This is a genomic window from Geobacillus sp. WSUCF-018B, assembly GCF_002809985.1.
GTDB lineage: Bacteria > Bacillota > Bacilli > Bacillales > Anoxybacillaceae > Geobacillus > Geobacillus thermophilus.
Window position 1 is genome coordinate 1 of the sequence record NZ_PIJF01000057.1, and the last position, 19,962, is coordinate 19,962.

At 52.8% G+C, this 19,962-nt stretch carries 22 protein-coding genes and 1 pseudogene; 8 read left to right on the forward strand and 15 right to left on the reverse strand.

What is annotated here, in order from left to right; genetic code table 11:
- The first annotated feature begins 128 nt into the window (after window positions 1-128).
- The gene (locus CV944_RS17910) at window positions 129-257 is read left to right on the forward strand and encodes a hypothetical protein (protein WP_255350130.1); all 129 of its coding nucleotides are present in this window, start codon (window positions 129-131) and stop codon (window positions 255-257) included.
- A 57-nt stretch (window positions 258-314) separates the two neighbouring features.
- Here CV944_RS17910 and CV944_RS14265 read toward each other — a convergent pair whose 3' ends face one another.
- The 4 genes from CV944_RS14265 to CV944_RS14280 form a co-directional block, all read right to left on the reverse strand.
- Window positions 315-1,592 carry an ATP-binding protein gene (locus tag CV944_RS14265; RefSeq protein ID WP_100660022.1) on the reverse strand — a complete coding sequence of 426 codons (1,278 nt, stop codon included), beginning with the start codon at window positions 1,590-1,592 and terminating at the stop codon, window positions 315-317.
- 46 nt (window positions 1,593-1,638) lie between these two features.
- The gene (locus CV944_RS14270; protein WP_100660033.1) at window positions 1,639-1,884 is read right to left on the reverse strand and encodes a YueH family protein; all 246 of its coding nucleotides are present in this window, start codon (window positions 1,882-1,884) and stop codon (window positions 1,639-1,641) included.
- Between the two features lie 66 nt (window positions 1,885-1,950).
- Window positions 1,951-2,700, reverse strand: coding sequence for an SDR family NAD(P)-dependent oxidoreductase (locus tag CV944_RS14275; RefSeq protein ID WP_033010578.1), 750 nt, complete (start codon window positions 2,698-2,700; stop codon window positions 1,951-1,953).
- A 253-nt stretch (window positions 2,701-2,953) separates the two neighbouring features.
- Window positions 2,954-3,610 carry a hypothetical protein gene (locus tag CV944_RS14280; RefSeq protein ID WP_100660023.1) on the reverse strand — a complete coding sequence of 219 codons (657 nt, stop codon included), beginning with the start codon at window positions 3,608-3,610 and terminating at the stop codon, window positions 2,954-2,956.
- A gap of 171 nt (window positions 3,611-3,781) precedes the next feature.
- Here CV944_RS14280 and CV944_RS14285 point away from each other — a divergent pair, with 171 nt between their 5' ends.
- The 3 genes from CV944_RS14285 (at window position 3,782) to CV944_RS14295 (ending at window position 5,167) form a co-directional block, all read left to right on the forward strand.
- Complete coding sequence (locus tag CV944_RS14285) at window positions 3,782-3,976, forward strand: hypothetical protein (protein WP_033015881.1); 195 nt, start codon at window positions 3,782-3,784, stop codon at window positions 3,974-3,976.
- A gap of 194 nt (window positions 3,977-4,170) precedes the next feature.
- The gene (locus tag CV944_RS14290; RefSeq protein ID WP_033010575.1) at window positions 4,171-4,755 is read left to right on the forward strand and encodes a cell wall hydrolase; all 585 of its coding nucleotides are present in this window, start codon (window positions 4,171-4,173) and stop codon (window positions 4,753-4,755) included.
- Between the two features lie 232 nt (window positions 4,756-4,987).
- Window positions 4,988-5,167, forward strand: a complete 180-nt coding sequence (locus CV944_RS14295) for a YkvS family protein (RefSeq protein ID WP_033005507.1) — start codon at window positions 4,988-4,990, stop codon at window positions 5,165-5,167.
- Window positions 5,168-5,199: 32 nt separating this feature from the next.
- Here the strand turns inward: CV944_RS14295 and CV944_RS14300 are convergent, their stop codons facing one another.
- The 8 genes from CV944_RS14300 to CV944_RS14335 all read right to left on the reverse strand — a co-directional run bounded on the left by CV944_RS14300 (window position 5,200) and on the right by CV944_RS14335 (window position 12,247).
- Complete coding sequence (locus CV944_RS14300) at window positions 5,200-5,883, reverse strand: NAD(P)H-binding protein (protein ID WP_100664397.1); 684 nt, start codon at window positions 5,881-5,883, stop codon at window positions 5,200-5,202.
- A 53-nt stretch (window positions 5,884-5,936) separates the two neighbouring features.
- A complete protein-coding gene (gene queF, locus CV944_RS14305) occupies window positions 5,937-6,434 on the reverse strand; it encodes a preQ(1) synthase (RefSeq protein ID WP_044745506.1) in 498 nt (165 codons plus the stop codon).
- A 51-nt stretch (window positions 6,435-6,485) separates the two neighbouring features.
- Window positions 6,486-7,220, reverse strand: a complete 735-nt coding sequence (queE, locus tag CV944_RS14310; RefSeq protein WP_050368429.1) for a 7-carboxy-7-deazaguanine synthase QueE — start codon at window positions 7,218-7,220, stop codon at window positions 6,486-6,488.
- A complete protein-coding gene (gene queD, locus CV944_RS14315; RefSeq protein ID WP_033011835.1) occupies window positions 7,220-7,657 on the reverse strand; it encodes a 6-carboxytetrahydropterin synthase QueD in 438 nt (145 codons plus the stop codon). The genes queE and queD overlap by 1 nt, the downstream gene beginning before the upstream one ends.
- On the reverse strand, window positions 7,654-8,319 hold the full coding sequence (gene queC, locus CV944_RS14320; protein ID WP_171698222.1) for a 7-cyano-7-deazaguanine synthase QueC: 666 nt from the start codon (window positions 8,317-8,319) through the stop codon (window positions 7,654-7,656). Before queC ends, queD begins: the two co-directional genes overlap by 4 nt.
- A 177-nt stretch (window positions 8,320-8,496) precedes the next feature.
- Window positions 8,497-9,609: a GerAB/ArcD/ProY family transporter gene (locus CV944_RS14325; protein ID WP_100664398.1), complete on the reverse strand. Its 1,113-nt coding sequence runs from the start codon at window positions 9,607-9,609 to the stop codon at window positions 8,497-8,499.
- A 26-nt stretch (window positions 9,610-9,635) separates the two neighbouring features.
- Window positions 9,636-10,721, reverse strand: coding sequence for a Ger(x)C family spore germination protein (locus CV944_RS14330; RefSeq protein ID WP_100664399.1), 1,086 nt, complete (start codon window positions 10,719-10,721; stop codon window positions 9,636-9,638).
- 11 nt (window positions 10,722-10,732) lie between these two features.
- Complete coding sequence (locus CV944_RS14335) at window positions 10,733-12,247, reverse strand: spore germination protein (protein ID WP_100664404.1); 1,515 nt, start codon at window positions 12,245-12,247, stop codon at window positions 10,733-10,735.
- 140 nt (window positions 12,248-12,387) lie between these two features.
- On the opposite strand from CV944_RS14335, the gene CV944_RS14340 reads away from it, so the two are divergent.
- Window positions 12,388-13,998 carry a methyl-accepting chemotaxis protein gene (locus CV944_RS14340; protein ID WP_100664400.1) on the forward strand — a complete coding sequence of 537 codons (1,611 nt, stop codon included), beginning with the start codon at window positions 12,388-12,390 and terminating at the stop codon, window positions 13,996-13,998.
- A 59-nt stretch (window positions 13,999-14,057) separates the two neighbouring features.
- On the opposite strand, the gene CV944_RS14345 is transcribed toward CV944_RS14340, so the two are convergent.
- Window positions 14,058-15,098: a YkvI family membrane protein gene (locus CV944_RS14345; protein ID WP_100664401.1), complete on the reverse strand. Its 1,041-nt coding sequence runs from the start codon at window positions 15,096-15,098 to the stop codon at window positions 14,058-14,060.
- A gap of 169 nt (window positions 15,099-15,267) precedes the next feature.
- Complete coding sequence (locus tag CV944_RS14350) at window positions 15,268-16,014, reverse strand: FixH family protein (protein WP_100664402.1); 747 nt, start codon at window positions 16,012-16,014, stop codon at window positions 15,268-15,270.
- 267 nt (window positions 16,015-16,281) lie between these two features.
- Here CV944_RS14350 and CV944_RS14355 point away from each other — a divergent pair, with 267 nt between their 5' ends.
- The 3 genes from CV944_RS14355 (at window position 16,282) to hepT (ending at window position 19,525) form a co-directional block, all read left to right on the forward strand.
- Window positions 16,282-18,414: an ATP-dependent Clp protease ATP-binding subunit gene (locus tag CV944_RS14355; protein WP_100664403.1), complete on the forward strand. Its 2,133-nt coding sequence runs from the start codon at window positions 16,282-16,284 to the stop codon at window positions 18,412-18,414.
- Window positions 18,415-18,720: 306 nt separating this feature from the next.
- Complete coding sequence (mntA, locus tag CV944_RS14360) at window positions 18,721-19,116, forward strand: type VII toxin-antitoxin system MntA family adenylyltransferase antitoxin (RefSeq protein WP_031212949.1); 396 nt, start codon at window positions 18,721-18,723, stop codon at window positions 19,114-19,116.
- Window positions 19,106-19,525, forward strand: coding sequence for a type VII toxin-antitoxin system HepT family RNase toxin (gene hepT, locus CV944_RS14365; RefSeq protein WP_100660032.1), 420 nt, complete (start codon window positions 19,106-19,108; stop codon window positions 19,523-19,525). The genes mntA and hepT overlap by 11 nt, the downstream gene beginning before the upstream one ends.
- 27 nt (window positions 19,526-19,552) lie before the next feature.
- On the opposite strand, the pseudogene CV944_RS14370 reads toward hepT, so the two are convergent.
- Window positions 19,553-19,786, reverse strand: a pseudogene (locus CV944_RS14370) (TetR/AcrR family transcriptional regulator); the annotation flags it as partial.
- Between the last annotated feature and the right edge of the window lie 176 nt (window positions 19,787-19,962).

Here is a 19,962-nt window from a genome sequence, read left to right on the forward strand (position 1 = left end):
CCTAGGTCTGTAAGATATCCACAAAACTGAAAAAGGATGTAAGGGATTTTGTCGAAAAATATTTTTTGGACACCCCTGAGAGGCCGAAAAGCCTTGATACATCAACATTTCTAGAGGGAGGGGGAAGCATGTCGAAAAAAGGGAGACAAAACAAAGTAAGCCAAGAAGTGGCCAACCCGACCGTCTCGAAAACAGAGGCGGAAATGGCCAAAGACAGCGTTGACACCGCCAAGCAAGCGAAAAAAAACCGCTCATAACCAAGAACGTGTCCGCGCCTTGGGCGCGGACACGTTTGGTCGGAGCAGCCTCTTTTGTCAGCCGCTTGCGGCGTCGGCCGCATAGCTGGACGGCAGCGTCAAATGGACAATCGTCCCTTTTCCGACTTCGCTCTCGATCTGCATTGTCCCTTTATGTTCCTGGATAATTTTCATGCTTGTTGTCAGCCCGAGCCCCATCCCTTTTTCTTTCAACGTAAAAAACGGTTCGCCGATTTTTTGCAGGCGCTCTTTGGAAATGCCAATGCCTGTGTCGGCAATATCCAAATAAACCGTTCCTCCCGCTTCGGAAACGCGGACGTATAAACTCCCGCCGCCAGGCATTGCTTCAATGGCGTTTTTCATTACGTTTAAAAGCACTTGAACAATTTGGTTCTGGTCGCCGTACACACATGCTTTCGGGGCATTATTGTGAACAGAAATCAAAACGTTGTTTAATGTCGCCTCATGGCCGATCAAACTGATGACATACGAAACGGCCTCACTTAACAAAAATGGACGGTAATTATGGCTTTGCGGCTTGGCAAGTACGAGCAACTCGCTGACGATTTGATTGATGCGGCCAAGCTCGCTCAACATAATGCGCATATAGTCGTCATTCACTTCGCGCGTTTCTTGCATCATTTGAATAAACCCTTTCATCGATGTGAGCGGGTTGCGGATTTCGTGGGCGATGCCGGCGGCCAGCTCTCCGAGCACCGACAGTTTTTCTTTTTTGAGCAACAGCTCTTCGGCCCGCTTTTGCTGGGTAATATCACGGCCGATGGTCAATAGTCCTTTGCGCGCCCCATTTTCTTCAAACAACGGCACTTTAATGACGTCAAATGTCTTCCGCTCCCCATCCAACGTCTCGAACGATTCCTCTCGACGCGTCAATGTCCCGCTTTTCCATGCCTCGCGGTCCGATTCGATGCACTGTTCGAAGGTATCCTTAAAAAACGGCACCAGCTCGCCAAGTTCACGATCGGTTTTCCCGACATAGTCGATGTGCTCGAGATGGTAAAGCCGCCGGCCGAAATCATTGACGCGCAGCCAGCGTCCCTCGCTATCTTTAAAACAAACAAAATCAGGCATCGAGTTAATGAGCGTGAGCAACTGCTGCTCGTTTTCTTCCGCCTTCTCGAGTTGCTCCCGCTTTGTAAGCAGCTGGTATAAAAAAACGACCGACAACAAAATAAAGACGGCCCCTTTGGCGATGCCAAGCGCCATATACAAACCGCGGCCAACCGGCAGCATATTGATCAAGGCGTCGGTAACCACGAGCCATAACAGACTAAATGCAATGTAGCTTGCCATTACCTTTGACTTGTTAAACACTTCACCATCGAGCTCCTAACATGCAAAGTCACAAGCGGCCGCCCAGTTACATTTCTCGCGCCCATGCAAGCAACTGAGCGGTCAACGCGGCAGCACGTTCATGGTCAAGCCGCTTTTGCAGCGACGCCTCGAGCCGCTCGGTTACCGATCCGGCCTCTTCCCCATAGGAAAACGAAAACGACCATTCAAGCGCCGGAATGGCTAGAACGATGTATTCCTCTTTCCGGTTTTCATAAATATATACGTTGACCGGGGCTTGCCCGTCCATGATCGGCGTTTTACGGATTTTCATCATTGCCTCCCACCTTTGCTGCAAAGCCGTTCTCCATATTCATTAATTTTAGCAAACGCCCTCTTCCTACTCAATATAAATCATTTTCCTTGTCATCCCGCCGTCGATCACGAAATTCGCCCCAGTGATAAAATCGTTTTCCTCCTCACATAAGTACAGGCAGGCGCGGGCAATATCGTCCGGTTTGCCGACGCGGCCGGCCGGGTGCTGCCCGTGGTCGACATCCCGCAGCTGTCCGTAATCGCCCGTCTCGATCCAGCCGGGGCTGATGCAATTGACGCGGATGCGGTCAGCGGAAAACGACACCGCCAACGCGTGGGTGAGAGCGACAAGACCGCCTTTCGACGCTGCGTACGCCTCTGAATTTGGTTCAGACATGAACGCTCTTGTAGAAGCAATATTCACGATCGCCCCTCCTTTGGCGTTGCGGCGCATATATTTTGCCGCCTCGCGAGAAGCAAAAAAGGCGCTGCGCAAATTTGTCGACAACACATCGTCCCATTCATCCACCGTCAACTCGTACGGTGATTTCCAACGCGAGACGCCGGCGTTATTAATGAGATAATCGATGCGGCCAAAACGGCTGGCTGTTTCGTTCACAAACCGTTCGATGTCGCTCACTTTCCGGACATCGGCGGCCACAAATATGGCATGTCGTCCATCCGCCCGCAACTGTTCGGCAAACGCCTCCCCTTTTTTGACATCCCGATCCACGATGGCCACATTCGCACCTTGTTTGGCAAACATCGCGGAGACCGCCTTGCCGATGCCGTTCGCTCCGCCGGTGACAATCACTGTTTTCCGCTCCATGCCCATTTGCCTCTTCTCCTTTCTTTTCTCCAACCTCGTCTTTTCCTCCCTCTCTTGAGGGAAAAACTACGTTCCTTATTATACCATTGACAGCAATGGGAACACATATATGCCGCCATAAGGGAGCGTTGGGAACAATGCGGTTGATGCTGGCGCCTGTACGGGAAGCGGCCGTCTGGCAAGCCGGTGAGCCTCTATGCTGGGCCCGTCCCCCGTGGAACATAAAAAAAGACCGCGTGGAAGCGGTCTTTTTGACGGTTTACCGATATGGGCCGTACGGCGCCGGAAGGCCGGGCGCATATGGAGCTACCCCACCGTAATACGGCGGCAGCGGTGCAGCAGGATAACCGTACGGTGCCGCCGGGGCGTATGGCAGCGGCGCAGCCGGCGGATAGCACATCGGAGGATACGGAACAGCGCCGGGGGCGATGCTAGGGGCAACACCGGGCGTGACACCCATGGTCGGCATCGCACTAGGAACGACGCCGGGCGTCATACCGGCAACAGGAGCTCCCACCCCTGCATACGGAGCTGCCATATCGTATGGAGCAACGGCACCGTCAGCGGGCAGCGGCGGTGCATTTTCTTCCCCTCCTACCGGCCAGGCGAAGGTCGGAGCCACATTCGGCACTGCTCCCAAGCCCAGCGGCGGCGCCGGGGGCATCATATCAGAGCTGTCCGGGCTGTCAAATTCGTCCGGACTGTCAAGGTGGGCCGGACTGACCAAAGGAGCCATCGGCACAGCCGGCGGACACCAGTAGGGAGTCACCGGCGGATAATACGCTGTCGGCATTGCCGCTGGTGCGGTCGGCAGCGGCGCCACGGGCGGTGCATTATTGTCCATTCGCCCGGCCTTATCGCCTTGGTTTGAGGCGTTCAGAAACGGATCATTCATATGAGGGTCCCAATGATTCATTGTCCTCTCCCTTTCTCGCTCATAGTTGTCGGGGCGCGTACCCATCCATATTGTATGTCGGCACAAGCAAAGGGTGTTTGCCCGGCCAAAATATAGGTATTTATCCTAAACGCCGGTTGCGCTATGATAAATAACAGCAGCAACCTCACATGGACGTTGGGAGGGAATCAGATGGATGAAACGTTGGCGGCCAAGCAAATCCATGATTTGCGCAACGGAATCATCTCCGAACTGCTGGTGAAAAAAGAGGACTTCCCTGTTTTTCGCGCCGTGCTTGTCAAACAGCCCGATTTTAAACGATTTCGCGGCATCGCCCAGCGCGGCGGCCACATTATTTATCACTATACAGATGTTCCGCGCAGCTGAACGTTCCCGTCTTTGCGGCTTCACATCCGGCTTTCCGCCCCGAAAGCCGGATGTTTTGGCTTGCGGAGAAATTTCCATTCCTCCTATGAAACTAGTCATTTCAATGCTTCGCGCACTTTTTCCATCATTTCGATAATGAATCATCTTCCCATCCTTGTTACTCTAGTAGCGAGTTTACGAGAGGAGGGATCAGGATGAAAAAAGGAAAAGCATGGGTGATGGCGGTGTTGTGCGGGATGTTTTTCTTTGCCGGCCATGCCGATGCGGCAACCATCCACACTGTCAAGCGCGGCGACACGCTTTGGAAAATCGCGAAGCAATACGGCGTGCCGCTCAAACAGCTGATGCAAAAAAATAGAAAAGACGATTGGCTGTATCCTGGCGAAAAACTGATCATCCCGAACGCAGGCATTACAGCGGCGGAAAAAGACTTGCTCGCTCGCCTCGTCCATGCTGAGGCAAAAGGGGAGCCGTACGCCGGGAAAGTAGCCGTGGCAACGGTCGTGCTCAACCGCGTCGACCATCCGGATTTTCCGGATACGATCCGCGCCGTTATTTATGAGCGCTCTGGCGGCCATTATGCATTCACGCCGGTCGCAAACGGAACGATCAATGAACCCGCTGACCGTGAATCATATCGCGCCGTTGAAGAAGCACTTGCTTTTCGCGGTTTAGGAAACGGCTCGCTCTATTTCTACAATCCGAAAACGGCGAAAAGCAAATGGCTGCGCTCCCGTCCGGTGACAGTCGTCATCGGCAACCATGTGTTTGCCAAGTAGACGAAAACAAGGGGACGGCTTCGCCCCTTGTTTTTTTTTAAAATATCAGATTTTAGGAAAGAAACCCCTTTACTTGTGCATAAAAATAAGGCAAACTAGTAAAAAAGCGCCTGCTCCTTTTTATAAAGAGCGGGCACAACGGCCAGGGCGCACCGGCCGGCCGCCTTTTCGGCCGATCACGCCCGTTTTAGCCGCCGACGACTATATTCGGTTTAAAAAGGGGAATGATAGAATGGTGAAAAAAGCAAAAGTCGGGGACATTATTGAATTTAAAAATGGATTGCGCGGCATCGTGGAAAAAGTGAACGAAAACTCGGTCATCGTCGATTTGACATATATGAAAAACTACCGCGAGCTTGATTTGCAAGAGCGGACGGTGGTCAACCATAAAAATTATAAGATTATTGAATAGAAAAAAGAGGCCGTCAAGAGCCTCTTTGTTGTTTACGAAATGCGGGCGAGTTCATCACATTCATAGATGTGGACGCCGTTCGCTGCGGACGCCGCCCGGTAAAACATCGCCAAAGCAAGCTGATGGGCGTCAACCGGCTTATATTTTTTCCATTTGCCGACGAACAAAAACGGCAGCCGGCATAACAGCCACCCGGCGAGCATCTCGCCAAGGCGGAACTCCCGACGCTTGCCGACGAGCAACGATGGACGGAAAATATGAAGCGATGGGATGGAAAGCCGCTGCAACGCCTCTTCCACCTCTCCTTTGACGCGCTGGTAAAAAAACGGCGAACACGGGTTGGCGCCAACCGAAGAGACGGTCAAAAAGCTTTTCACGCGGCACTTTTCCGCCAGCGCCGCCGCGCGCAGCGTATATTCATAATCGACTTGAATGAACTGCTGCTTTGTTTTCGCCTTTTTGCGCGTCGTCCCAAGGCAGCAAAACACATCGTCCACATAAAAATATCGTTCGTACGATTCAAGCCGCGCAAAATCGGCGACGACTTGCTGCAGTTTTTCATGTTTAATCGGCAGCGGAGTGCGGACGAAAATCGTCACACAGCGGTACAAATCCGACTGCAGCAACAGCTTCAGCAACTCTCCGCCGACCAAACCGCTCGCTCCAAGCAAAAGAGCTGTTCTTCGCTCCAACGCCAAAACCTCCAAGGCAAACATTCATTGTTCATTATATAGGAGTTGGAGCGAAAAAACTACCTCTTTTTTTATCTCTAGCGGTTGTCGACTTTTTCTGGATACAAGTCATGATTGAGCAGCCGGTATTCCGCCATTTTTTCGTATTTCGTCCCCGGGCGTCCCCAGTTGCAGTACGGATCGATGGAAATGCCGCCGCGCGGGGTGAATTTGCCCCACACTTCGATATAGCGCGGTTCCATAACTTTAATCAAATCGTTCATAATGATGTTGACGCAGTCTTCGTGAAAGTCGCCATGATTGCGGAAGCTGAACAAATACAGCTTCAACGATTTGCTTTCGACGCATTTTTTGTCCGGGATGTAGCTGATGTAAATCGTTGCGAAGTCCGGTTGTCCGGTTTTTGGACACAACGTCGTAAACTCCGGACAATTGAACTTCACGAAATAATCCCGGTCAGGATGTTTGTTGTCAAACACTTCAAGAAGATGGGGATTGTACGTAAACGAATACGTTGTCCCTTGATGGCCAAGCAGCGTCAAGTCTTTCAATTCTTCCTCTTTTCTTCCTGCCATTCCTTCATTCCTCCCTTTGATTCATGCAACGTGAGCGGCCGCACCCCCGCTTTACACGCCGCGCTTGTTTCCCCAAAGAAGCGTGTGCAGCTGCGGCAAGATGTGGACGTCGGCCAGCTCCTCCGAATCGGCGGCTTGCTCCACCAGCCATTCCAACCGATGGAGAAGCTTCGCGCGGAGTGCATCCACATCTGAATCGGCCACATCGGCGTTTCCTGTCTGCAAATAAAACGGAACACCTGGGTAGCGGCAGTGCACCTCTTTCGCATACGCCAAATCGGTGTCATCAAAGACGACGACTTTCAAGCTGATGCGCCGCCCCCGGCTTTGGTCAGCCTGCAGCCGTTCCATGATTTGATCGAGCGCCGACCAGTCGGTGTCCATCCCCGAACTTGGCGGTTTTGGGGAAATGGTGACATCGTCTACATCGAGCAGCCAGTCTTGCCAGCGGCTCCCTTGCGTTTCAACCGCAACGCGCACCCCTTTTTCGTGAAGAAGGGCGACAAGCTCTCCAAGAGCGGCAATGAGAAGCGGGTTGCCGCCTGAAATCGTCACGTGGCGGAAGCGGCGGCCGCCCATGGCTTCAAGCCGCCGCCAAATGTCGTCTGCCGTCAACTGCTCGATCTCGTCTTTCGCTGATCCGTCCCACGTAAACGCCGAATCGCACCAGCGGCAGCGATAATCGCAGCCGGCTGTGCGGACGAACATCGTCTTTTGGCCGATCACCATTCCCTCTCCTTGGATGGTCGGACCAAAAATCTCCAACACCGGAATCGTGCGCGCCATTACCGGTCCCCCGCTTTCGGCCGGTAGACGACATAGCTCGTCGGCGTTTCGCGGACAAACACTTGCAAACATGTCGGCTTGTGCGGCAGCGTATCCAAATAGCGCTGAATCGTTTCATAAATCGTGCGCGCCACCACTTCCGTCGTCGGAAACCGGTTCGGGTCGTTTTCATCAAAGCAATCGGCATGGTCATTGAGCAACGTATGATCCAGCTTTCCATGCACAAGCTGTTTGATCGTTTGAAAATTGACCAAAAATCCGCTTTCATCGAGCTCATCGCCAGCAATCGTCACATTGACGATGTACGTGTGGCCGTGCACGTTGGCGCAACTCCCGGCCGCTTCGTGCGGGATGAAATGGGCGGCGGCGATGTGCATATCTTTGTTCAGCTCATAGCGGTAAGGGTGCATCACTTGCGGATAAAGCTGGTGCATCATGGCCGCTCCACCCCCGCTTTTTCCCGCAAATAGTCATCCAATCCGCGCTTGCGCAGCACGCATGCTGGACATTCGCCGCAGCCGTCGGCGATGATGCCGTTATAGCACGTCAGCGTCTTCGTGCGAATGAACTCGAGCGCCCCGAGCTCATCCGCGAGCTTCCACGTCTCCGCTTTCGTCAGCCACATGAGCGGCGTATGAATGACAAATTCGTAATCCATCGCTAAATTCAGCGTGACGTTCAATGATTTGATAAACACATCGCGGCAGTCCGGATAGCCGCTGAAATCTGTTTCGCACACTCCGGTGACGAGATGGCGCGCGCCCCGTTGTTTGGCAAACACCGCCGCGAACGATAAAAACAACAAATTGCGCCCGTCCACAAACGTCGTCGGCAGCCCGCCTTCCTTTTGTTCGATGGCGATATCATCACGCGTCAAGGCGTTCGGCGCCAATTGCCCGAGCAGCGACATATCGAGCACCGTATGGCGAACGCCAAGCTCAGCGGCAATTGTCTGAGCGACTTCAATTTCGCGGCGATGACGCTGCCCATAGTCAAACGTCACCGCTTCCACTTCCCCAAACTGCTCTTTCGCCCAAACCAAACACGTCGTGCTGTCTTGGCCGCCGCTGAAGACGACGACCGCCTTTTCTTCCTTCATCTTCATCACAATCAACCTCCTTCTGAATCAGCAGAAGAAGAGGTTTCCAAAACAAAAAAGGCCATACCCCTAGGATACAGCCGTCCCTAGTTTTTTATAGAGGGTTTTGCTAGAAACCTCTCCCGTACAAGCGTACGGAATTGCGATTCTTCTGTTTTCCATATTACTATACCATACTTATGGCTTTTGTTGTAGCGCCTTTTTCACTTTTTCCGCCGTCCATACGTATAGATACAAAAGCGGAACATACACCGCGACAAGATAAAATCCCGCCTTCGCTGTCCATTCCGTCAACTGCTCAATATGTGTCTTCTCCTGAAAAAACATTCCCCCGACAAACAAGCAAGCGAGCAACACCGGAAGCGAACGGCGCTGCTGAACAGCAAACAGCTGTTTGATCACGCGCGTCGCCGCCCAAATAGAGACCGCGATGATCGGGAACACAACGAGCACATAAATCGAGATGACAATATACTCCATCCGCTCGATAAACGGCACTTCCGGAATTTTGGCCAGCGTCAGCGTCGGCCATGTAATATGCTGAATTTGCTCTTTGTTATAAAACACGATGGAAATAAGGATCAAAACAAAATAAATGAACATCGTAAATGCGTTGGCCGCATGCGCCCACTTTTGCGAGGACGGAGCCTGTTTTAAAAACGGGTAATACATCAGCAGCATTTCAAACCCTAAATATTGCAGCACCATCTCTTTCGATGCTTTTGCCAATTGCCCAAACGAATGGTCGAACACCGGCAATAAATTCCGGTATTGAGCATACTCAAGCGGAAAGAAAACCATCGGAAAAATCGTCAACAGCGGAGTCACCACCCCCCAAACGCATAAGCCGACAACGACGCGAAACCCGCCGGAGACGACATAATACGTCATCAGCAAAAACATAAGGCTGAACTGCCACGCCCCCATCAACGGGAACACCCATACTTTAATGATTTCAATGTATGATTGAAGCACCATAAACGCCGCCAACGCGTAGTAAAAAAGAAGTCCAATGCTCAGCACCCCGCCGATCCACCGCCCGAAGTACTGTTCATGAAGCGACACGAGGTCTCCGCCTGATGGCAAATGCGACAGCAGCCGATACATCAGCCAAATCAACACGTGCGCCGCCAGCCCGGCCATTAAGACTGCCATCCAGGCATCCTGCCCCGCCTCTTTCATCAGTGGACGCTGAAAATTGAGTGCCCCGACCCCAACTTGCGTAGCATGAATGACAAAAAACACAAGAAACGGGGAGATGAGAAACCGTTCCTGAATGGCCTGCTTCATCCTAATCCCTCCTCATGTTCCCCGTCTTATTCGCCAATGCCGGTATGGACGATATCCACCGTGACGTGCGGGCGGATGTCTAGATCCGGGTATTCACGGTAAAACGCGTCGGAATCCCAATGTCTTGTCACACTGCGAACAAAATCGCCGATGCCGAGCGGGTCAATCCGTTTTTTCTGAAAATAACGGAATAACCGGCGCATATTATGCTCCAATTCGTTTTGCATTTTTTTCTTCACATCAGCAAACAAATCTTGACCCGTCTGATCGAGCCATGACGGGTAATCCCGCACCGACGCATGGATATGGACGAACACATCAAGCACATGGCGGCTTCCATCACGCTTCCATTCATATTTCGGCTTCGCCCATAAGTTTTGCAGCATCACCCGATCCTCGCCCTGTTTCCCGCGATTCCCAACCTTCAGCTGGTAGACGCCGTTTTTCGTTTCTCCAAGCAAAATTTTCATTAAAAACGAATCACGCAAACTCACATGCCCCACGTATCGGTCGTCGCGAAACAACGCGACCCCTTCAAGCTTGGCGAAATCTCCTTTTTTCTCAAAATACGGCAAAAACGGATCGCTGCCTGGGGAAAAATAGCGATACAAAAACAAGTGCAAATTCGTTTTCGGCAAGTTCATCGACTGCTCATTCTGCTCCACCAGATTCGGCAAATACAACGTATCGCTCAGCGTCGTGTTCGCCGCGATTTTCAGCAGCTCCTTCGCGCTTTCTTCCGCCACGCCAAGCAGCAAATGACTGCCGACTTTGTTGTTGCGCGCGAGGCTGTGCGTAATTTGCGTCACCCCCCGCCGAGCAAACTCCTTGCCGAACAAAATCAAGCGCAGCTGCCCTTCCTCAACCGGCAGCGCGGATTTCGATGACAGGCGCGGAATCAAGTCGTAGACCGTCGGCGACGTCGTCGTCAGCATATTCGGCTTTGTCATCGGCCCTTGCTTGAACGTCGGGTACACCGCGGTGCCCGTGTAGCGGCCGTTCTCGAAATCATACCCCATCTGTTGAATAATTTGAATTTCATCAATCGGCCGCGAACTGGCGCAGCCGCCAAGCAACAGCAGCGCACCGACCCATGCGAGCCCACGCCTCATCACGATCCCCCTTACTCATCAATGTCGCGTTTTTGCTTCGCCGCATTCGGATCGTAACGAAACCGCGACCGCGGACGAAGAAACATCGGCCGCTCCGCCGTTTCACTGTATGGCGAACGAATGAATGTATCGCGGAAGCTGCGCACACGAAATGGATAAAACGGCAGCAAATACGGATAGCCAAACGACTGCAGCCGCCCTAAATGAATGAGCAGCCCGCACACGGCGAAGATAATGCCGATCCCGCCCCAACATGCAGCAAACAAAATAAACGGAAACCGAATGAACCGAATCGTGTTGGACATTTTGAAAATCGGCGTTGTAAACGAAGCGAGCGCCGCCAACGCGACGACAATCAACAAAATCGTACTCGTCAGCCCGGCATCAACGGTTGCTTGCCCGATGACAATCCCGCCGACAATCCCGAGCGTTTGTGCGACTTTCGTCGGCAGCCGCGCCCCGGCCTCGCGCAACAGCTCAATCGTAATTTCCAAAAACAGCACCTCGAGCATCGGCGGAAACGGCACGTTCGAGCGGGAATAAATGATCGGGCCGAGCAAGTCTTCGGGAATCATTTCATAATGATACGTCAGCACCGCCACATAAATCGGCGACGCTAACACCGAGAACGCAACGCCGAAAAACCGGATGAGCCGGAAAAACGTGCCGAGCACCCATGGCAAATAATAGTCTTCCGGCGACGTAAAAAAATCGAAAAGAGCGGCGGGGCCAATCACGGCATACGGGGAGCCGTCGCAAAAAATGGCCACCTGACCCGACACAAGCGCATAGATGGCCCGGTCGATCCGCTCGGTCGAGATAAACAGAGGAAACGGCGTCCGTGAATTGTCCGCAAGAAGCTGATCCAAAATGGCGTTGTCAAACACGATGTCAAAACGAATGGACTCAAGCCGCTGCGTCACCGTTTGAACGACTTCCGGATTGGCGACGCCATCGATGTAGGCGATGACCACTTTCGTTTTCGACACCGAACCAATCGACATTTCCCGAAACACAAGATTCGGCGTCACCACTTGCCGGCGGATGAGATGCAAGTTGACCCCGACGTTTTCCACAAATCCGACTTTCGGTCCGACGACGCTGAATTCGTTTTCCGAATCATTGTTTTCCCGAAGCCCCAAATTTTCAGCCGCGGCGCTCATGAGCGCCGCTTTGTTTGGCTGCTCGCGGAAGGTGACCGCGACAAACCCTTTCAGCACCTTCTCTTCAATCAGTGCCGTGTCTTCACTCACCTCAATGCGCTGAATCGGCACGATTTGCTGCAAGTCTTCCAATCGGACGTTCGGATGCTGGGGAATGTCGTTTTGCAAATGGCAAAGAATCCGCTCTTGCAGCACTTGCGGATCAACGAGCGAATCGAAATAGTAAATCGACAGCTCCTTGCCTCCGACAACAAACGACACTTCGACAAAATCGCTCGATTGCCGCAGCGTTTCCCAAAGTTGCGAAATGGGCCGCTGAGGGGGGCGTTTTTTCTTTTTTTTCCAAAATGAGAATAAACCCACAAACATCCCCTCGCCTTTCCGTTTACAGCATAGTCTTCCAATCGATCGATATTTTTATGCATCCCCCTTTCATCCTATTGATTCGACAAAATCTTCTATATATTATTGAAAATAGACAAATGAGAAAAGGAGAATCGTCTATGAGCGAACTGACGAACCAGCGCCGGGCGAAACGAGCGTTGAAAAAAGTGACGGAAACGGCGGAAGCGCTGCGAAAGATGATCGACCGAACGCGTCCGCTTGAAGAGCAGCTCGACCGCATCCGCGCCTTTTTAGACGAGCGGCTCGGCCGTGATGAATATTTTGTTCTTGTCGATGAAAGCGGATACGGAGTTGTCCATACGAACCGCCTCCGCGAGGGAAGGGTGTTTGCCGACCCAGTCGGGCTGGCTGCCGCCCGCACGAATGAACCGCTCTTGCAAGTGTACGAACGCGATACGGGCGAGGTGCTGATTGACGCCAGCTGCCCGTTTTGGACGGAGCCAGGCGGAAGGCGGTTCAATTTGCGGATGGGGCGGCTCATGCACCGCCCGTATTTGCAATGGGTGTTAGCAAGCGTCGCCATTGCGCCCGCAGCCGTTGGGCTGGCCGCTTCCATCGCAGGGGCGCCGCCCGTTTTGGCCGCGCTGTGCGCCGCTCTCGCTGGGCTTGGGCTTGGCGCCGCCTGGCATCGGGCCATTGCCGCCGAGCTTCGCCATTGGTACAGCGTCGCCCGCACCGTCTCCTCAGGCCAATTGCAGACAGAAGTGAAAACGACGGGAAAACGGAATGAATTTCATCAAATCGCCTACGAAATCAACAAAATGATTCTCGGCATCCGCACGATCATCCATGAGCTTGGCAAAGCGGCCAAAACGGTGCATGATGTGAGCGTTGAACAGCAGATGGAAATGCGCCGCCTCTCTGAATCGTTTGACGAAATCGCCGCCGCCGTCGAAACGTTCCGCGAAGGGGCGAAACAACAAACGACCGCCGTCGAGCAAGCGGGTGACGTCATCGGGCAGATGGTGGAACGCGTGCAACTCATGCGGGCCGCCGTTGAACGCGTCGTAAGGCAAGCGGGCGACACTTGGTCGTCAGCAGCAGAAGGCATCCGCCTCATTGAGGAAACGAAAACAAACATGGACGCGATGCAGCGCGGCATCAGCGAAATGACTGCCCTCATCGACAAAGCAGCCAATGAAGCGGCGCGCGTTCATGAGATGATCGCCGCCATTCGCACGATCGCCAAGCAAACGAACTTGCTCGCCCTCAACGCCTCGATCGAAGCGGCGCGGGCGGGTGAAGCGGGCCGCGGCTTTTCCATCGTCGCCCAAGAAGTCCGGAAGCTTGCCGAAGATACAAACGCCTTCGCCGCTGAAATTTTCGCCTCGCTCGACGCCATGACGAACGCGCTCAAAGAAACGGTGCAAGCTGTACAAGGAAGCGGCCTCCGCGTTGAAACAACGAAAGACTCGCTTTGGAAAACAGGGGAAACGTTCACATCGTTTCAAGGCATGTTCGCCCAGCTGAACGACTTGCTTCAGCAAAACGAATCATATGTCAACGACATCACCGCCGACGGCGAGCAGCTCGGCGGACTGATGGAAGACGTACGCACCGTCGCCGCCGATTTTTCAAACATGGTGCAAGAAACGGCGGCGGGGCTTGAGCAACAGACGCTCGCCCTTCACCAGTTGGCGCGGGAAGCCGACACGTTGGCTGCAGCAGCGCGCGATTTAGAAAACATGATCGCCCGCTTCCACTCATAACGAAACGAAGCCCTTTCGTCCCCCTTCACCAAAAAACTTTGGGGAACGAAAGGGCTCATTTACCGGCGCGGCAGCTGCCGGCGCCAAAGAAGCCACAAAAGCACAAGACTCATATAACCAAACAGCGGATAGATGAATGACAGCAGCTCCCCGTAATGAAACGGGCTGACCGCCGCAAACAGCAAAACGAGCAGCACGCCCAGCCATTTCCCGCCAAGCGGCGCCCAAACGCGCACTTGGCGTGCAAGTCCAAACATGCCGCCGATGACCGATGTAAAAATTTCTCCGTAAATGACGACGACATAAAGCCAATACAACACAGTAAAAAACGTATGAACGACTTCGGCCATTGGAATATCATAATCGTCCTTGTGTGGAAACGACAGCAGCACCATATGGTTCAACAGCAGCAAAACCGTCAACACCATTCCGCCTAACATCGCTCCGCGCCTCACCGCTCGCTCATCGGTCGCTTCGCGGGCGATGGGGACAAGCACCGCTTGGGCCATCGCCAAGTTAAAGGCCGCATAGGAAAACGGGGACAACATCGCCTTGAGGGAATAGTCCACCGCAGCCATGTCCGGACGGCACAAATCGCCAGCCACGATTGTTTTCACAAAGGCGATGGCGCTGAACAGCACCATCATCGGCGCGACAAACACGTTGACGCCAAACAGCCCTTTGCGGTCAAACAACATGACCAAAAGCGCCAACCCGAGCGTCAGCGCGACGCCCGCCTGCCTCGGCCAGCCGATCTGCTCTTCAAACACGGCACCCGCCCCGGCGATCATCACCGCCGTCACCCCCGCGATCATCACCGTCATCACGAGCGTCACAAACGGGCTCAACATGTTCCCGAACAAATAGCGATTCAACTCATCATAGGACGCAGCTCCAATTCGGCGCGCCATCACCATGAGCCGCGCGCCTCCCCATGTGAACAAAACGCCGCTGACCGCCACCCCGATCGTCCCAGCCATTCCGTAGCGGGTAAAAAATTCAATAATTTCCCTGCCAGTCGCAAATCCCGCTCCAATCACCGTGCCGACGTAAACAGCGGCGATTTGCCATGCTTCCGACCACTCGTGTCTCTTGCCCAAATCCTCCATCTCCCTCTCTTGTCCGTTGCTTTTCCATATATATGTATATGTCCGGCATGGACAAGAAAGACGACAGAACGAAAAAAGAAGGCATCCGAGACAAGATGCCTTCTCACACACCGCAAACTCTCTTCATTAATATGGCATGCGATGTGAAATCGCGTTTCCATCAATGAACTGTCACGTGTTCGACTTGATGTTCGTGCAGCCCGCCGCTTCCTTCGACGTGCACTTTCACCGAATACGTTCCTTTGTTGGCAAACGTGGCCATGGCTTCGTACTCGCCGTTTCCTTTTTCATCCGCGTCAACAAATTCATGCTTGTTGTCCGCCTGCCAAATCTCAAAGCGAACGGTGGCGTTCGTAAACGGCTTCCCATCTTTGGTGAGGTGAACGGTCAATGCCGCCGGTTTTCCGGCTTCGAACGAACGGGACGACAGCGAAATGGCGACGGCGCCATGATGATTTTCTTCAGCACTGCCTTGGGAATTTTCGCGCGCACCGTCGGCCGTCGCCGCCTGTTCCGGGTTGCCGGCGACAATATCTTTTTTCGGCATGTTATGCATATCGCGCGCCGTCACATGGGCGACGACCGAATATGTTCCCGCTTGGGTAAATGTTTTTTCCACCGAGTAGCGGCCGTCGCCGTCATGCTTCGCTTCAAGCATTTCCCGCTCGTCGCTTCCATGCTTCCATACTTCAAACTTGACTTCGTTCGCATCGTCTACTTTTTCGCCGCCGTACGTCACGACGCAGGCGAGCTTGGTCGGTTTGTTCAAATCGATATGATCTGGCGCATCGATTTTCACGTCAAGCACGGCCGGCGTCTCGGCTTGCTTGTTGTGATTTGTACAAGCAGCCATGATCATCATCCCCAAAAGTACAACAGCAAACGCGAAACCAACCTGTCTTCTCATCTTCACCTTTCTCCTTTTTCCTTCAAATTCATGATCATCATGAGCACCAAAGACGGAGTCTTTTCCGCCTCTTTTTCTGTTTTTCACTTTATCATAGCTTTGCCGCACCTACATTAGTATTCACCATTTTTTCAAAAACATTTCATCGTTATTACAATTTTTTTGTACAAAACACTTGAAAGTCAAAAAAGGTCAAAGTATAATAAAGTCAGAAAGTCAAAGAAAGTCAAAGTCAAATCCCGAATAAGAGAAAAGGGGGTATGTCTCATGCTATGCCAAGCATGCCAACAACGTGAAGCAACAGTGTTTGTCAACTTGCAATGGAACGGGGAAAAACAACAACTTCACCTGTGCCATGAATGCTATGAAAAGCAAAAACAACAACTGTCCATTCCGATGAACTTCGGCTTTTCACCGTTTTCCTTTGATGACTTCTTTACTAGCCCGTTCACAGCCGCCAACGCCGGAATGAGCGCGCCGAAAACGATGGCGAAGCGCCCGCAAAGCCATGGCGGTGGATTTTTGGATCAATTCGGCCGCAACTTGACGCAAATGGCCAAAGCGGGCTTGATCGATCCGGTCATCGGCCGCGACAAAGAAATCGCCCGCGTGATCGAAATTTTAAACCGCCGCAACAAAAACAACCCGGTGTTGATCGGGGAGCCGGGTGTCGGGAAAACAGCCATCGTTGAAGGGCTCGCGCTGAAAATCGCCGAAGGGCAAGTGCCGGAAAAACTATTGAACAAAGACGTGTACTTGCTTGATGTGGCGTCGCTTGTCGCCAACACCGGCATCCGCGGTCAATTTGAAGAGCGGATGAAACGGCTCATCGCCGAATTGCAAGAGCGGAAAAACATCATCTTGTTCATTGACGAAATCCACCTGCTCGTCGGCGCTGGCGCCGCTGAAGGCTCGATGGACGCCGGCAATATTTTAAAACCGGCGCTCGCCCGCGGGGAACTGCAAGTCGTTGGGGCGACGACGCTCAAAGAATACCGGCAAATTGAAAAAGACGCGGCTCTTGAGCGCCGCTTCCAACCGGTCATCGTCCACGAGCCGACCGTTGAGGAAGCGATCGTCATCTTAAAAGGCATCCAGCCGAAATACGAACAATTCCACCATGTCCGCTATACGGATGAAGCGATCGAAGCGTGCGTGAAACTGTCGCACCGCTACATTCAAGACCGCTTCCTCCCGGACAAAGCCATCGACTTGCTTGACGAGGCCGGCTCGAAAGCGAACTTGCGCCTCGGTCCGACCGATGAAAAACAACTGCAAGAGCGGTTGATCCAAATCGCGAAAGAAAAAGAACAAGCGGCGAAAGAAGAAAACTACGAATTGGCGGCGAAACTGCGCGATGAAGAGCTGAAGCTCGAAAAACAACTCGAGCAAGGCGTCAACCAAGAACGCCCTGTCGTCGATGTCGCCGACATCGAACAAATCATCGCCGAGAAAACCGGCATCCCCGTCGGCAAACTGCAAGCCGATGAAAAAGAAAAAATGAAACATCTCGAAGAACACTTGGCGAAAAAAGTGATCGGCCAAGCGGAAGCGGTGAAAAAAGTCGCGAAAGCCATTCGCCGCAGCCGCGCCGGCTTGAAAGCGAAACACCGCCCGATCGGTTCGTTCTTGTTCGTCGGCCCGACCGGCGTCGGGAAAACGGAGCTCGCCAAAACGCTCGCCGAGGAGCTGTTTGGCACAAAAGACGCCATGATTCGCCTCGATATGAGCGAATACATGGAGAAACATTCCGTCTCGAAGCTGATCGGTTCGCCGCCGGGCTATGTCGGCTTTGAAGAAGCCGGCCAGCTGACGGAAAAAGTGCGCCGCAATCCGTACAGCATCATCTTGCTTGACGAGATTGAAAAGGCGCACCCGGATGTACAGCACATCTTCCTGCAAATTTTGGAAGACGGCCGCTTAACCGACAGCCAAGGCCGCACCGTCAGCTTCAAAGACACCGTCATCATCGCGACAAGCAACGCCGGTGTGACCGACAAAAAAATCACCGTCGGCTTTGAAAAAGAGGGCAACGGGCAAACAAGCGTCCTTGACTCTTTGAGCGCCTACTTCAAGCCGGAATTTTTGAACCGCTTCGACGCCATCATCGAGTTCAAGCCGCTCGAAAAAGCACACTTGCTTGAGATCGTCGACCTGATGCTCGCTGACGTCAAAGCGGCGATGCGCGAGCAAGGCATTGAACTCGAGGTGACGGAAGCGGCGAAAGAAAAACTGGCCGAACTCGGCTACCATCCGGCCTTCGGCGCCCGCCCGCTCCGCCGCGTCATCCAAGAGCATGTCGAAGACAACATCGCCGACTGCCTGCTTGACGCGGATCAATCGGTGCGTGCGATCCGTATCGATGTCAAGGACAATGCCATTGTGGCGGAAATCGCCTAATTGTGGCTTAACGACCAACGCGCACACCTATATCATCCATCACCCGAATGACTCGAACATCGCCCCATCCCGTTTTCGGGGTGAGGAAGTGTTTTAGGGAAGAGCAGCAAAAAGAGCCGCCCCGAAGTTTGTATGTAAGGAGGAAATGAATCAATCAGCCCCTGCTTCTTTCGCTCAGAGGGATTGGCGCATCATCGCCATCCCTTTTTCTTTTTCCATCTTTTCGCCAAGAACAATAAGATTTTGCTATTAAGATTTTGCTATAATGAAGAAAAACGCAAGGGGGCATCGCGATTGCCAAACGAAATGGAGACGATCATCATTCAGACGCTCCGCCCGGCTCTTCACCCGTTCGTCATCTACCTGTTCGGTTCAGCCGCCCGTGGGGCGATGCGCCCGGACAGTGATGTCGATATCGCCTTTGTCAGCGACGGCGAACCGCATGATCCGTATGAGCTGTTTCGGCTCGCGGGGCATTTGGCTGACAAGTTAGGGCGAGATGTCGATCTTGTCGATTTGCGCCAAGCCAGCACCGTGTTTCAAGCGCAAGTCGTCTCGACGGGAAAAGCCATTGATTGCCGCGACGAGCGGAAACGGGCTGAGTTCGAAATGAAAACATTGAAAATGTATGTGAAACTAAACGAAGAGAGAGCACCGGTGTTAAAACAAATTACGGAAAGCGGGAGCATATATGAAAAGTGATGTCATTTTAAACAAGATCAGCGTGATCGAACACTGCCTGAAACGAATTCGTGAAGAATATAACGGCGATCCAAAAAATTTACAAAATTACACAAAACAAGATTCGATCGTTCTGAATTTACAGCGGGCGTGCGAGGCATGCATCGATTTGGCCATGCATATTGTGGCCGAGCAGAAATTCGGATTGCCGCAGCATAGCCGCGATGCATTCACTCTCCTCGAAGAGTACGGCGTAATCTCTCCTGCCATAAGCAAAAACATGAAGGCCATGGTCGGATTCCGCAACATCGCCGTTCACAACTACCAACAACTGAACCTTGGCATTTTGCAAGCCATCATCGACCACCATCTCGATGATTTTAAACACTTTGCCAAAGCCATCCTCGATTATGCCAAGAAAAACGGCTAGGCCGGCTCCCACGCGGAAGCCGGCCGTCTAGCGCCGCAGACCGTTCATCAACACGTGAATCGTCCGCTCCATCTCCGCCTCATCGTCCCAATGGTGGTCAGGCAAAAGGAGAAAGCGGGCGGCCAAAAAGCCGGCAAGCGATGTGATCGTCAGGCGCATGACGGAATCGACCGGCAGCTCGGCCAATTCCCCTTTCTCTTGAAAATGGCGGACAATGCGGGCGAATTTCGGGTACACATGCTCGGTAAACACACGTTGAAAGCCAGGCGTGTTGATTATCCAATAAAATCCAAATGGTATAGAAAAAAGAGCACCTTTCCTGTAGAATGTGAGTAGCAACACAAACAAACCCAGGAGGTGCTCTCTATGAACAAGCATACCACACTCCCGAATTTGATGCAAAAACTTGTTTCGGATGAAGAGATTCAACTGATTGC

Coding starts and splice junctions, on each gene's coding strand:
- CV944_RS17910 (WP_255350130.1), top strand. CDS start 129: ATGTCGAAAAAAGGGAGACAAAACAAAGTAAGCCAAGAAGTGGCCAAC.
- CV944_RS14270 (WP_100660033.1), bottom strand. CDS start 1,884: ATGAAAATCCGTAAAACGCCGATCATGGACGGGCAAGCCCCGGTCAAC.
- CV944_RS14275 (WP_033010578.1), bottom strand. CDS start 2,700: ATGGGCATGGAGCGGAAAACAGTGATTGTCACCGGCGGAGCGAACGGC.
- CV944_RS14280 (WP_100660023.1), bottom strand. CDS start 3,610: ATGAATCATTGGGACCCTCATATGAATGATCCGTTTCTGAACGCCTCA.
- CV944_RS14285 (WP_033015881.1), top strand. CDS start 3,782: ATGGATGAAACGTTGGCGGCCAAGCAAATCCATGATTTGCGCAACGGA.
- CV944_RS14290 (WP_033010575.1), top strand. CDS start 4,171: ATGAAAAAAGGAAAAGCATGGGTGATGGCGGTGTTGTGCGGGATGTTT.
- CV944_RS14295 (WP_033005507.1), top strand. CDS start 4,988: ATGGTGAAAAAAGCAAAAGTCGGGGACATTATTGAATTTAAAAATGGA.
- CV944_RS14300 (WP_100664397.1), bottom strand. CDS start 5,883: ATGTTTGCCTTGGAGGTTTTGGCGTTGGAGCGAAGAACAGCTCTTTTG.
- queF (WP_044745506.1), bottom strand. CDS start 6,434: ATGGCAGGAAGAAAAGAGGAAGAATTGAAAGACTTGACGCTGCTTGGC.
- queE (WP_050368429.1), bottom strand. CDS start 7,220: ATGGCGCGCACGATTCCGGTGTTGGAGATTTTTGGTCCGACCATCCAA.
- queD (WP_033011835.1), bottom strand. CDS start 7,657: ATGATGCACCAGCTTTATCCGCAAGTGATGCACCCTTACCGCTATGAG.
- queC (WP_171698222.1), bottom strand. CDS start 8,319: ATGAAGGAAGAAAAGGCGGTCGTCGTCTTCAGCGGCGGCCAAGACAGC.
- CV944_RS14325 (WP_100664398.1), bottom strand. CDS start 9,609: ATGAAGCAGGCCATTCAGGAACGGTTTCTCATCTCCCCGTTTCTTGTG.
- CV944_RS14330 (WP_100664399.1), bottom strand. CDS start 10,721: ATGAGGCGTGGGCTCGCATGGGTCGGTGCGCTGCTGTTGCTTGGCGGC.
- CV944_RS14340 (WP_100664400.1), top strand. CDS start 12,388: ATGAGCGAACTGACGAACCAGCGCCGGGCGAAACGAGCGTTGAAAAAA.
- CV944_RS14350 (WP_100664402.1), bottom strand. CDS start 16,014: ATGAGAAGACAGGTTGGTTTCGCGTTTGCTGTTGTACTTTTGGGGATG.
- CV944_RS14355 (WP_100664403.1), top strand. CDS start 16,282: ATGCTATGCCAAGCATGCCAACAACGTGAAGCAACAGTGTTTGTCAAC.
- mntA (WP_031212949.1), top strand. CDS start 18,721: ATGGAGACGATCATCATTCAGACGCTCCGCCCGGCTCTTCACCCGTTC.
- hepT (WP_100660032.1), top strand. CDS start 19,106: ATGAAAAGTGATGTCATTTTAAACAAGATCAGCGTGATCGAACACTGC.